General features: G+C 64.9%; 14 protein-coding genes and 1 tRNA gene. 9 read left to right on the forward strand and 6 right to left on the reverse strand.

What is annotated here, in order from left to right; all coding sequences use genetic code 11:
• Positions 1–367: 367 nt before the first annotated feature.
• From L2D01_13620 to L2D01_13645, 6 genes are all read right to left on the reverse strand, one after another.
• A complete protein-coding gene (locus tag L2D01_13620) occupies positions 368–751 on the reverse strand; it encodes an HU family DNA-binding protein (GenBank protein ID WBQ09910.1) in 384 nt (127 codons plus the stop codon).
• Positions 729–1067: a DUF6362 family protein gene (locus tag L2D01_13625; protein WBQ09911.1), complete on the reverse strand. Its 339-nt coding sequence runs from the start codon at positions 1065–1067 to the stop codon at positions 729–731. The genes L2D01_13620 and L2D01_13625 overlap by 23 nt, the downstream gene beginning before the upstream one ends.
• Positions 1068–1108: 41 nt before the next feature.
• A protein-coding gene (locus tag L2D01_13630; GenBank protein WBQ09912.1) for an IS3 family transposase occupies positions 1109–2460 on the reverse strand; the annotation gives its coding sequence in 2 pieces (ribosomal slippage) (positions 1109–2124 and positions 2124–2460; 1353 coding nt in all).
• A gap of 44 nt (positions 2461–2504) precedes the next feature.
• Positions 2505–3308 carry a three-Cys-motif partner protein TcmP gene (gene tcmP / locus L2D01_13635; protein ID WBQ09913.1) on the reverse strand — a complete coding sequence of 268 codons (804 nt, stop codon included), beginning with the start codon at positions 3306–3308 and terminating at the stop codon, positions 2505–2507.
• On the reverse strand, positions 3308–4090 hold the full coding sequence (locus L2D01_13640; protein ID WBQ09914.1) for a phage Gp37/Gp68 family protein: 783 nt from the start codon (positions 4088–4090) through the stop codon (positions 3308–3310). Before L2D01_13640 ends, tcmP begins: the two co-directional genes overlap by 1 nt.
• Before the next feature lie 367 nt (positions 4091–4457).
• Positions 4458–4547, reverse strand: a tRNA-Ser gene (locus L2D01_13645).
• Between the two features lie 280 nt (positions 4548–4827).
• Between L2D01_13645 and L2D01_13650 the strand changes: the two genes are divergently transcribed.
• From L2D01_13650 to rsfS, 9 genes are all read left to right on the forward strand, one after another.
• The gene (locus tag L2D01_13650) at positions 4828–5484 is read left to right on the forward strand and encodes a 50S ribosomal protein L21 (GenBank protein WBQ09915.1); all 657 of its coding nucleotides are present in this window, start codon (positions 4828–4830) and stop codon (positions 5482–5484) included.
• Positions 5485–5516: 32 nt separating this feature from the next.
• Positions 5517–5786: a 50S ribosomal protein L27 gene (rpmA, locus tag L2D01_13655; GenBank protein WBQ09916.1), complete on the forward strand. Its 270-nt coding sequence runs from the start codon at positions 5517–5519 to the stop codon at positions 5784–5786.
• A 140-nt stretch (positions 5787–5926) separates the two neighbouring features.
• Positions 5927–6502, forward strand: a complete 576-nt coding sequence (locus L2D01_13660) for a GNAT family N-acetyltransferase (GenBank protein ID WBQ09917.1) — start codon at positions 5927–5929, stop codon at positions 6500–6502.
• Positions 6503–6512: 10 nt separating this feature from the next.
• Positions 6513–7577: a GTPase ObgE gene (gene obgE / locus L2D01_13665; GenBank protein WBQ09918.1), complete on the forward strand. Its 1065-nt coding sequence runs from the start codon at positions 6513–6515 to the stop codon at positions 7575–7577.
• Positions 7574–8710 (forward strand): glutamate 5-kinase, encoded by a 1137-nt coding sequence (gene proB, locus L2D01_13670; GenBank protein ID WBQ09919.1) that lies wholly within the window; start codon positions 7574–7576, stop codon positions 8708–8710. Before obgE ends, proB begins: the two co-directional genes overlap by 4 nt.
• A complete protein-coding gene (locus L2D01_13675) occupies positions 8707–9978 on the forward strand; it encodes a glutamate-5-semialdehyde dehydrogenase (GenBank protein WBQ09920.1) in 1272 nt (423 codons plus the stop codon). The genes proB and L2D01_13675 overlap by 4 nt, the downstream gene beginning before the upstream one ends.
• Positions 9966–10553, forward strand: a complete 588-nt coding sequence (locus L2D01_13680; GenBank protein ID WBQ09921.1) for a nicotinate-nicotinamide nucleotide adenylyltransferase — start codon at positions 9966–9968, stop codon at positions 10551–10553. The genes L2D01_13675 and L2D01_13680 overlap by 13 nt, the downstream gene beginning before the upstream one ends.
• 23 nt (positions 10554–10576) lie before the next feature.
• A complete protein-coding gene (gene egtD / locus L2D01_13685) occupies positions 10577–11569 on the forward strand; it encodes an L-histidine N(alpha)-methyltransferase (protein ID WBQ09922.1) in 993 nt (330 codons plus the stop codon).
• A gap of 40 nt (positions 11570–11609) precedes the next feature.
• Entirely contained in the window at positions 11610–12017 is a 408-nt protein-coding gene (gene rsfS, locus L2D01_13690; protein WBQ09923.1) for a ribosome silencing factor, read from the forward strand.
• The last annotated feature ends 26 nt before the right edge of the window (positions 12018–12043 follow it).

Raw genomic sequence — 12043 nt, forward strand, 5'->3', positions numbered from 1 at the left:
GCCCTGACGCTAGCGATATGGCGCGCTTAGCCCGCCAGCATACGAAGTGAACGGAAAGGAACCGTACAATCAATGGCTTACGAGAGGGCGGAGACTGTTTTTTCGGTCAACCGGTCACCGTTTGAACCGGAAAAACCGTCTGAAAACTGCTTCCAGAGACGGTTTTCACAAGGGCAGACGGCAGGCGAGTGACCCTTGCAAACCGCGGTGCGCTGGCACGTCTGGACTCCGCCATGGACTCCGGGGTCCAGGGCGGGATCCAGCTCAAGAAAAAGGGAGAGCGAGCCCTTCGGCGCACTCTCCCCACGATGCATAATTCCTAGCACTGATCTGTTGCAGGTGTCGAACACAAAAGTGTTGCAACACTTCAGCGGCCTTTCGAGTTGAGACGGCGGCGCATTTCGTTGCCCGGCTTGAAACAGGGAATGCTCTTCGCCTTGACGTCAATGACCTCTCCTGTACGCGGGTTGCGGCCATGACGAGCATCGCGCTGCCTCACAGTGAACGCGCCGAAACCGCGAAGCTCCACGCGTCCGCCTTCAGCGAGCTTGTGGGCGATCGCCTCAAAGATCGTGCGCACGGCCAGATCAATCTCAGCCCGCGTCCAATGAGGGTTCAGTTCTGCGACCCTAGTTATCAATTGACTCTTGAGCACGGTAGCTCCTCTGACGTTTGACATGGCGCGCAGCCAGCTCAAGTCCGGCTGGAAGGGCTTGGTCCGTACGCCCTCAACGTAAATCTGCTGCGACATGTCTGGCCCTTTGCGCATTCATCCGCGCTGCGATCTTGGTCAGCGCGATCTGCCAGCGTCGCCATGCAGTGGTGCGATCGCAGCCCATGCTCCAGCACAGCTGCTTCCACGGCGTGCGCGCGGCGCGGCCCCAGACCAGCTTGCGCTCCTCCTCCTCGATCCAGAGCATCCAGTCGAAGGTCTGTTCCAGCCTCGTGATCGCAGCGGGTGATGGCCGCACCCGCATCGGCTCCGGCTCCATGGCCGCGATCTCCTGACGGGTGCGCACGATCTGTGGCCATGTGTCCGTCGTCAGAACATTTGGCACAGATGGCATCGTAGATTAGTGGAGCATCGGCCTCGTCTGGTTGGTTGATATTAGGCGGCGTGCTTTCGGTGTTGCAAGCGTCGATGTTCGATGGTCTGTCGCTTGATCTTTTCACGCTCTTTGATGATGGCTGGGGCCCTGCCGAAGTAGGCGTCGGCGGGCGTCACGTTGTTCAGGCTCTCGTGGTAGCGTTGGTGATTGTAATGTTCGACGAACGCTTCGATCTGGGTCTCAAGATCGCCGGGCAGGAAGTAGTTTTCCAGCAGGATGCGGTTCTTCATGGTCTGGTGCCAGCGCTCGATCTTGCCCTGCGTCTGGGGATGGAACGGCGCACCGCGCACATGGCTCATACGCTGGGCCTCGATGTATTCGGCGAGCTCGCCGGCGATGTAACAAGGGCCATTATCCGACAGCAGGCGCGGCTTGTGATGGACGTTCACCTGGTCGCAGCCGGAAGCCGCGAGAGCGAGGTCCAGCGTGTCGGTCACGTCCTCGGCCCGCATATTGGTGCAAAGCTTCCAGGCGATGATGTAGCGCGAGAAGTCGTCGAGCACGGTTGACAGATACATCCAGCCCCAGCCGATGATCTTGAAGTAGGTAAAGTCGGTCTGCCACATCTCGTTCGGCCGGGTGGTCTTGGTGTGGAACTGGTCGGCGGCCTTGATCACGACATAGGCCGGGCTGGTGATCAGATCATGGGCCTTCAGAAGGCGATAGACCGTCGCCTCCGACACGAAGTAACGCGTCTCGTCGGTGAACCGCACAGCCAGCTCGCGCGGGCTCAGCTCGGACTGCTCCAGCGCCAGTTCGATAATCTGGTCATGCACCTCGGCGGGGATGCGGTTCCACACCCTGCTTGGCGCTGATGGCCGGTCCTCTAGCGCTTCAGGTCCGCCTTCCAGATACCGGTCATACCAGCGATAAAAGGTCCGACGGGCTATACCCAGCTTGTCGAGCGTGACCTTGGCAGGCAGGTGCGACTGCTCGACGATCCTGATGATCTCGAGCTTCTCGGATGCGGGGTGCCTCATGCGTCGTCCTCCCCATCCGCGATCATGCTTTTTTTGAGCAGACGGTTCTCCAAGGTCAGATCAGCCACGCATTCTTTCAGGTCACGCGCCTGATGGCGCAGGTTCTTGACCTCGTCACTGGTGGCAGCACGTGCCGTGTCGCCCGCCAGTCGGCGCTTGCCAGCCTCCATGAACTCCTTCGACCAAGTATAATAAAGGCTCTGGGCTATGCCTTCCTTGCGGCACAGCTCGGCGATGCTGTCGTCACCGCGCAGGCCTTCCAGAACAATGCGGATCTTGTCTTCAGCCGAGAAGTGTCGCCGGGTCGCTCGGCGAATGTCCTTCACAACGGTTGCAGCAGGGGCTTTGGGCTTTGTGGATTTGGATCTCATCTTCGTTCCTTCGTCACTGCGACGAGACCCAAATCCTCCTTAAATCACAACCCCAAACCTGTGCCATAGGTGCTGACGGGGGACACTCCGAAACTACTGTGCGTGCCGAGGATCAAGCGCATCTTGATCCGGTCCTCACGAGGCTTCCGGATAGCCATGTCCGTCAGATACGTCGCGACCCGTGCCTCCTTCATCCTAGCTTTCAAGAGATGCAGGATTTTCGTTTCGTTGGCCCCCTCGGGCAGCGCCTCGAACGCAGCCTTCCAAGCGGGGTCCGCTAGGAAGCGACCGACCGATTGCGCCACACCATCCCAACCTGCGTGTCGGTTCACTTCTTCGGCCATGAAATTGAACAGGAACTCTCCGTTGAGATTCCGGAGGAAATCGAAGATCTTGCCGGACTCGACATTCCAGCCGGTTGGGTCGATGAAAGTGAAAGTGAAGCCATCGCGGCAGGCGGAGCGGATGCCATCGAGATTGTCCTCGAAAGCGCCAGAGAACACCCGAATATCGAATTCGGGCTTCTGGGCTGCAAACTGTTGGAGCTTGGCGACCGAAGCCGGGTTTCGCTCGCAGAACCGGAATCGAACCTTCAGCCCCGGGCGCCCCATATCAAGTAGCGACCGGCGGACGGCATCCAGCGTTTCTATCGCTTGGGAAAACGAAGCGTCTGAGTATTTGTCCGTGTCCGAGACCCGCCAGGGACCCGCAAATGCATCCACGAAATTGAAGACCGGCGATCTGCCCTGGAACAGCTTGTACGCCGCTGACTCAAGGTATTTGTTGAGAAACAGGTGCTTGATGAACGACTGTTCGCGCCCCTGATAGTTTTCGATCCGAGGTGGCATCAAGCATCCTCGGGCTGCAGAGCACGGATGATGGGTTCGGGAACAATCTTCCACGGAAAGCCATTCCACTCTTCACCATCAAGAAGGCGCCCGCCTGACTTCGGCCGTGCACCGCCCCATTGTTTGAAAAAGAACGCCACGTCGTCACGGTCGCAGATGTCACGAAGTTGGCGTGCCCAGCTCTCGTCCATGGGCCGAGCCCGAGGCCCGCTTTCCCCCCCGACGATGGCCCACGCGACGCCCTGCAGATCAACATCCCCGATCGGTCCGAGCAGTGGCTCGAACGAGATGAAGCGTGCGTCGGAACTGATCTGCTTCAGGTGCTCGATCCGGCTCGTGTGCGCGGCGTCCTCGACAGAAACGCCGAGCCAGATATGGCGCGGGACCGACCCACCATCATACCGCCGCCGGACGTAGTTGCGCATGAGCGAGCTGCGCTTGGTCAGCACCTGGTAGACGTGCCAGTCCGCCTGCTCCATAGCATCGAACACCGCGTCGACAAATTTCCGATCGATGTCCTTGTGGAAGAGGTCGCTCATCGAGTTGACGAAGATCATCCGCGGCTTCTTCCAGAGCACAGGCTGCTTCAGCCTCGACGGCCAGAGTGTCAGGTCGAAGCCCTGCTCGTAGGGGTGTCCAGGGATTCCACGCCAGCGCTCTGCGAACCGCTCTGCGTAGCAGTTGTCACAACCAGGACCGACCTTGGTGCAGCCCGTAACCGGGTTCCACGTTGCGTCCGTCCATTCGATGTCTGACTTCTGGGCCAACTGCTCGCCTCTCACTTTTTTACGAGGCTAACACGCGGTTGACTCAGCACAAAGCACGAACGGCCGCTGTGGCCCGATTAGTCTCCAGCTGCAGCCGAACCGCGGTGCAACGGGCGGCGTTCGATCTCTGTTCCGTCCGCCAACCAGAAGGATTTTCCAAATCGCATGCATCAGAGAGTTCGAAAGATCATTTGAAAGCAAAGACTAGAGGCTGTTCACCGGAAACGCGGCGGTTAACAGGTCCGGAGAATATCGGCCCGGAGAGAACGCGTGTGCGCCCTTCGGGGCGTGGGCCGGTTAACAGCCCCACCCGCATAACCCCCGAAAACAACGGAAAAATCCGGCCGCAGCCGGATCGGGAGAACGCTTTCTCAAGGGCAAGTGGCGGAGAGGGTGGGATTCGAACCCACGGTACCCGTGAAGGCACAACGGTTTTCGAGACCGCCCCGATCGACCACTCCGGCACCTCTCCGAGCGGCGGTGCGGTTTGTGGCGCAGTCCGGCGGCGAAATCAAGCGCGCAGGGCCGCGCACCGGCAGGCGCGCTCATTGACTCACAAAGGCCCATGCGCCTATATCGCGCGCTCGCGCTGCGGCGGGCAAGGTCAACGGCCTTGCTCGCCCGGTGCGTTTGTCCTGTTCACAACGCCGGATCAGATCAGAACCGGCGAAGAAAAAGGGTCCCGGCCCGCGGGAAGGCCGCCTCCGTCGAGGCGCACGCGGTCACGGTGCCGGATCAGAAGGAAGAGACATATGTACGCGGTGATCAAAACCGGCGGCAAGCAGTACCGGGTCGCCCAGGGCGACATTCTGCGCGTGGAAAAGCTCGACGCCGAAGCGGGCGACGTGGTCACGTTTGACCAGGTCCTCATGATCGGCGGCGAAGGCGACCCCATGGTGGGCGCGCCCGGCGTGGATGGCGCCTCGGTGACGGCCGAAGTCCTTGACGAGCGCAAGGACAAGAAGGTCATCATCTTCAAGAAGCGCCGCCGGCAGAATTACCGCCGCAAGCTCGGCCACCGCCAGTGGATCACGGTGATCTCGATCGCCGAAATTCTCAAACCCGGCGCGAAATCCGCGCTCGGCGGCAAGAAAAAAGCGGCCAAGCCGGCGGCTGAAGAGCCGGCTGCTGAAGCGGCCCCGGCCAAGCCTGCAAAGGCCGACGCCAAGCCCGCCAAGGCGGCGGCGAAGCCGAAAGCTGCGGCAGGCGCGGACGATCTGACCCAGCTCAACGGCGTCGGCCCGGCCTTCGCCAAAAAGCTGGCCGAGGCGGGCGTCACCACGTTTGCCCAGGTGGCGGCGTGGACCGGGGCGGACCTTGAGCGTCTGGACGGCGAGATCGCCGGCCTGAAGGCGAAAGCGGAATCGGGCGAGTGGATCGCCCAGGCGAAAGAACTGGCCGGCGCGTAACGCGTCTGCGCAAGGATTAAAGGAGAGCGGATATGGCTCACAAAAAAGCAGGCGGCTCCTCACGCAACGGCCGCGACTCCGCAGGCCGTCGCCTGGGCGTCAAGAAATCCGGCGGCCAAGCGGTCATCCCGGGCAATATCATCGTGCGTCAGCGCGGCACCAAATATTATCCCGGCGTCAATGTCGGCATCGGCAAGGATCACACCCTGTTCGCCCTGACCGAGGGCCGGGTGGAGTTCCGCACCAAAGCCAACCAGCGCACATTCGTGAGCGTGGCCCCGCTTGCCGAGGCGGCTGAATAGGGCGGCGCGACAGGACGCGGACCGCCTCACCCGACAGGGGCGATCCGGTCCGGCAGACATGCTGAAAAAGGGGAGACGGGTCGCCCGCCTCCCCTTTTTCTTGCGCCCTCCCCGGCGCGCCGCTCAACTGGAGGCGGTACATGCGTGGCGGCATCGGCGACCCGGACGAGGCCTCGCCCCCTGACCTGATCACGGCGCGCCTCGCGCTGCGCAGGCTGCGCCTCGAGGATGCGCCTTTCCTGGCGCGTGAAGGCGGGCGGCCTGAAGTCGCGCGGATGGTGGCGCGCATCCCCTCGCCCTGCATGGCGCTGGCGTCAGAACACTTCGTGCTGGCGATGCGCGCCGCTGAAGGCGCGCGCGGAGACCGCGTCCGGCTGATCACGCAGCGCACGGACCAGGCGCCGCTGGGCGTCATCGGCCTGCATCCCCACGGCGATGGCTTGTGGGAGCTGGGATACTGGCTGGCGATGCCGGCCTGGGGGCGCGGCATCGCGACGGAAGCGGGCTCCGCTGTGATCGCAGACGCGCAATCACGCGGCATCGAGCGCCTCGTCGCAGGCCATTTCAGTGACAACCCGGCCTCGGCGCGGGTGCTGACAAAGCTCGGATTCGCCTACAGTGATGGCGGCGCCGAAACACACATGTTCTCCATGGGCCGCATGGCGCACGCTGCGCACCGGGCCATGGCCCTACACATCGGACCCCAGACCGGATAGAGCTTCGCCCATGAAATTCCTCGATCAAGCACGCGTCTACATCAAGTCCGGCCAAGGCGGGCAGGGCTGTGTCTCCTTCCGGCGGGAGAAATATATCGAATTCGGCGGTCCCGATGGCGGCGATGGCGGCGCCGGCGGCGATGTCTGGGCCGAGGCGGTGGAGGGGCTGAACACCCTCATCGACTACCGGTATCAGCAGCACTTCAAGGCAGGGCGCGGCGTGCATGGCTCGGGGCGCAACCGCACCGGGCCGGACGGGCCGGACGTGGTCCTGAAAGTACCGGTGGGCACCCAGATCCTGGATGAGGACAATGAGACAATCCTCGCCGACCTGGCCGAGGCCGGTCAGCGCGTACTGCTCGCCAAGGGCGGCCGGGGCGGCAAGGGCAACGCCCACTTCACCACCAGCCGCAACCAGGCGCCGCGCATCGCCCAGCCGGGCGAAGAGGCCGAGGAGCGCTGGGTCTGGCTGCGCCTGAAGCTGATCGCGGATGCGGGCCTGATCGGCCTGCCCAATGCGGGCAAGTCGACGCTGCTCTCGGTCGTCAGCGCGGCCACGCCGAAAATCGCCGACTATCCCTTCACCACCCTGCATCCCAATCTGGGCGTGGTGGATCTGGCGCCCGGCGCGCGCTTCGTGATTGCGGATATTCCAGGCCTCATCGAAGGCGCCCATGAAGGCGCCGGGATTGGCGACCGCTTCCTCGGACATGTGGAACGCTGCGCCCTGCTGGTGCATCTGGTCGATGCCTCGGGCGAAGACCCGGCTGGCGCCTACGCCATCGTGCGTGGCGAGCTTGAAGCATATGGCGCCGGGCTGGAAGACAAGGCGGAAATCGTCGTGCTCAACAAGATCGACGCGGTGGACGACGAGACGCTGGACGCCGCCGAAGCCGCCTTGCGCGCAGCCAGCGGACGCGACGTGATGCGCCTGTCGGGCGCCACGCAGGACGGCGTGCGCCCCCTGATGTTCAAGGTCTGGGAAGCCGTCCAGGCGCACCAGATCGCCGAGCGCAAAGCCGCCGCGGCCGCGGTGGAGGCCGCCGCACAAGCCGAAACCGGATGGACGCCATGAACGCTGCCGAACGCCTCGCGTCTGCGCGCCGGGTGGTGATCAAGATCGGATCAGCCCAGCTGATCGATCAGCAGACCGGCGCGCCACGCGCCGACCGGTTTGCCGCCCTGGCCGCTGATATCGCGGAGCTGCGCGCACGCGGGCAGGAGGCGGTGCTGGTATCGTCCGGCGCCGTCGCGCTGGGACGTCCGAGGCTTGGCCTTGGCCCGCGACAGCGCCTGAACCTCGAACACAAGCAGGCCGCCGCCGCCGCCGGGCAGGCCCTGCTCATTCAGATGTGGGACCAGGCCTTCGCCTTTCATGGTTTCCCGGCCGCCCAGGCGCTGCTGTCGCCCGCCGATACCGAGGCGCGCCCGCGCTGGCTGAACGCCCGCAACACCATCGAGGCGCTGTTCGGCTTTGGCGCCGTGCCGGTGATCAACGAAAACGACACCGTGGCGACCGAGAAATTGCGCTTTGGCGACAATGACAAGCTGGCTGCGCGCACCGCCCAGCTGTGCAGTGCGCAGCTGCTGGTCATTCTGTCGGATGTGGACGGTCTCTATGATCGCGATCCGTCCGAGCCGGGCGCGCAGCACATTCCTGACATCGCCGCGATCACGCCGGAGATCGAGGCTCTGGCGGGCCCGCCCCGCCCCGGCGCCGGAACCGGCGGCATGTCCAGCAAGATCGCCGCAGCGCGCATCGCCATGTCGGCGGGCTGCGCGGTGGTGATCACCTCCGGCGCGCCGGCCCGTCCGCTGGAGGCCTTGCGCGACGGTGCGCGCGCCAGCTGGTTCGCCGCCCATGGCTCGCCTGAAAGCGCCCGCCGGGCCTGGATACAGGGTGCCCTGTCGCCCAGCGGCACGCTTCATCTGGACGCCGGCGCCTGCCGCGCCATCATTTCAGGCCGCAGCTTGTTGCCCGCCGGGGTGACCCGGGTCGAAGGCGTGTTCCGGCGCGGTGACACGGTGCGCATCGCGGACCCGGACGGACGCGGCTTCGCCACCGGGATCGCCGGCTATAATGGCGAGGAGGCGCGGCGCATCGCCGGCCTGCGGTCCAAGGCCGTGGAGGCCACGCTGGGCTATCGCCGCGGGGCATCCCTCGTCCATGCCGGCGATATCGTACTGGATAGTGAGGAGACCCATTGACCCATCTTGATCGCTTTGCCGCCCTGGCCGCCAGAGGACGCGCCGCCCGGCGCGCGCTGGAGGCCGCCGGACCCGACGCCCGCAGTGCAGCCCTGCGCGCCAGCGCCGCTGAAATCCGCGCGCGCGCCAAAGCCATTCTGGACGTCAATGCCAAAGAGACCGAGGCGGCCCGTGAACGCGGCCAGACCGGCGCCTTCCTGGATCGCCTGACCCTAGACGCCGAGCGCCTGGAGGCCATCGCCGCTGGCGTGGAGGCGGTGGCCGATTTGCCTGATCCTGTGGGCGGCGAACGCCGCCGCTGGACCCGGCCGAACGGGCTGGAGATTTCTGAAGTGTCCGTTCCCATCGGGCTGATCGGCGTGATTTTCGAAAGCCGGCCCAATGTTACCGCCGACGCCGCTGCGCTGTGCGTGCGCGCCGGCAATGCCGTGATCCTGCGCGGCGGGTCAGAGACGACTGGCACGAGCGCCGCGCTGGTCGAGGCCATGCGTGCGGGCTTGCGCACGGCAGGCCTGCCGGAGGACGCGGTCCAGACCCCGCCGGATTCTGATCGCGCCTGGGTGACCGCCATGCTGAGCCTGGATGAAAACGGGTGCGATCTGGTCATCCCGCGCGGCGGCAAGAGCCTGGTCGCCCATGTGCGCCAGCACGCGCGCGTGCCGGTGCTGAGCCATCTGGACGGCGTGTGCCATGTCTATGTCCACGCGGACGCCGATCCTGAAAAGGCGCTGCGCATCACGCTGGATTCCAAAATGCGCCGGACCGGCGTGTGCAACGCCGCCGAGACGCTGCTGATCGATTCTGCCTGCGCGCCGGACCTGTTGCCTGTGATCGCCGGAGCGCTGGCGGGCACAGGATGTGTGCTGCGCGGCGATGACCCTGCACGCAAGCTGGTTCCCGGCATGGATGCGGCGACGGACGAGGACTGGGACACCGAGTATCTCGACGCCATTTTGTCGGTGCGCGTGGTCGGCGGCATCGAGGAGGCGTTGGACCATGTCGCCGCCCACGGGTCAGGCCATACGGACGCGATCGTCACCGAGGACGAGGACGCCGCCGCGCGCTTTCTGGGGCAGGTGGATTCCGCTGTGGCGCTGCACAACGCGGCGACGGGTTTTTCTGACGGGGCCGAATTCGGCTATGGCGGCGAGATCGGCATCGCAACGGGGCGTCTGCACGCCCGCGGACCCGTCGGCGCCGCTCAGCTGACCACCGGCAAATACATCGTGCGCGGCACAGGTCAGGTGCGCGGAACATGGCCGCGCTGAAAAGCGAGCTGCTAGCCCCGGGTATGAGGGTGGGCTTGTATGGCGGGACGTTCGATCCGCCCCATGACGGCCATCTGCACGTCGCCCGTACGGCCCTCAAGCGCCTGCAGCTGGACCGGGTCTGGTGGCTGGTCAGCCCGGGCAACCCGTTCAAGGACAACCCGCCTGCACCGCTGGAAGGGCGCCTGGACGCCGTGCGCACCCTCGCGCCCGGGCCGCGCCATGTGGTCAGTGCGATCGAAGCCCGCCTGCCGAGCCATCGCACGGTGGATGTCATCGCCTGGCTGCAAGCGCGCCATCGCGGCGTGCGCTTTGTCTGGATCATGGGCGCGGATGGCCTCGCCGAGCTGCACCGCTGGAAGGCCTGGCGCGAGATCACCGCGCGCACGCCGCTGGCTGTGGTGGCGAGGCCCGGCGCCGGGCTCGCCGCCCGCTTCAGCCGCGCCGCACGTGCGCCCGGCCACACGCAAATCCCTGAGAGCCAGGCGCACGCTCTGGTGAATACCGGCTCGCCCGGGTGGACTTATCTGACCGAGCCCTTACATCCCCACGCGTCGCGCCTGTTGCGCGGTTGACCCTCAGCAGCCCGGCTGGCGCCATGACCAACCCCCTCCCCAGCGAGCCCGCGCTCGCCTTTTTTGAAGATCTGCGTCCGCCTGCCGGCGATTTCCGCGCCGATGTGCTGGCAGGTCTCGCCAAGCCGCAAAAGGCCATTGCGCCAAAGTATTTCTACGACGCGGAAGGCTCGCGCATTTTCGACCGGATCACGCGGGCGCCGGAATACTATCCCACCCGCACCGAGCTCGCCTTGCTCGACGAGATCGGGCCGGAGCTGCGCGCTCTGGCCGGTCCCGGCGCCGTGGTGTTGGAACCTGGCGCCGGCTCCAGCGTGAAAGTGCGCAAGCTGATCGATGCGTTGGACGCGCCGTCCGCCTATGTCGGCATGGATATTTCCGGCGAGCACGTCAAAGCAGCCTGCGCCGACATCGCCAGCGACCATCGCGACATGGTGATCGGGGCGGTGTGCCATGACTTCACCCGCCCTATTGACCTCTCCGCCCTGCCGCTGCCGCCGGGACGCCGGATCGTGTTTTTCCCCGGCTCCACCATCGGCAATTTCGAGCTGATCGATGCGCGCGCGCTGTTGCAGACGCTGGCCGGCTGGCTGCGGCCCGGCGATGCGCTGCTGATCGGAGCCGATCTGCGCAAGGACGCGCGGGTTCTGGAAGCCGCCTATGATGATGCCGGCGGCGCCACGGCGGAGTTCAATTTCAATCTGGTCCGGCGCATCAATACCGAGCTCGATGGCACGCTGGACCCTGAAGGCCTGCGCTACCGCGCTTTCTGGAACCCCTACCGCTCACGCATGGAAATGTATCTCCAAGCAGTGAAGGATCAGCATTTCACGGTGTCGGGACGCGCTTTCGTGCTGCGCGAAAGCGAGACGATCCACACCGAGAACTCGCACAAATTCACGCTCGACACCTTCCGCGACCTCGCCCGTTCGGCCGGGCTTGCGCCGGTCCACGCCTGGCAGGCGCATGACGAGCCCTTCTCCATACACTGGCTCGAATGCCCGGGCGAAGCGTGATAGGGTGCTGACCGCCCGGACGCAGCCGGGTGTGACAGCCATGGGAGTAAGGACTCTGTCCACTGACCTGCAACACCGAGCGCCTGACGGCCCTTCGGCCGCCGACGCGAACGGACCTCAAGCGCTTGAAGCGCTCGTCATCGCCGCCCTCGAGGACGACAAGGCCGAAGACATCGTCGCCATCGACCTCGACGGCAAATCTTCCGTCGCCGACATCGTGATCATCGCCTCGGGCCGGTCCAACCGGCATGTAGGCGCGATCTCCGACCACCTTTTGCGGAAGCTGAAGGAAGCGGGCGTGGACGGCGTGCGGGCTGAAGGCCTGAAAAGCGCCGACTGGGTGCTGATCGACGCCGGAGATGTGATCGTCCACGTGTTCCGCCCCGAAGTGCGCGTCTTCTACGATCTGGAGAAGATGTGGTCAGCCTCGCCCGGCGGGACGGCCTGACCCGTCGGCGGCTCACGCGCGGAGCA

Source organism: Hyphomonadaceae bacterium ML37, from assembly GCA_027627685.1.
Taxonomy (GTDB): Bacteria; Pseudomonadota; Alphaproteobacteria; order Caulobacterales; family Maricaulaceae; genus Oceanicaulis.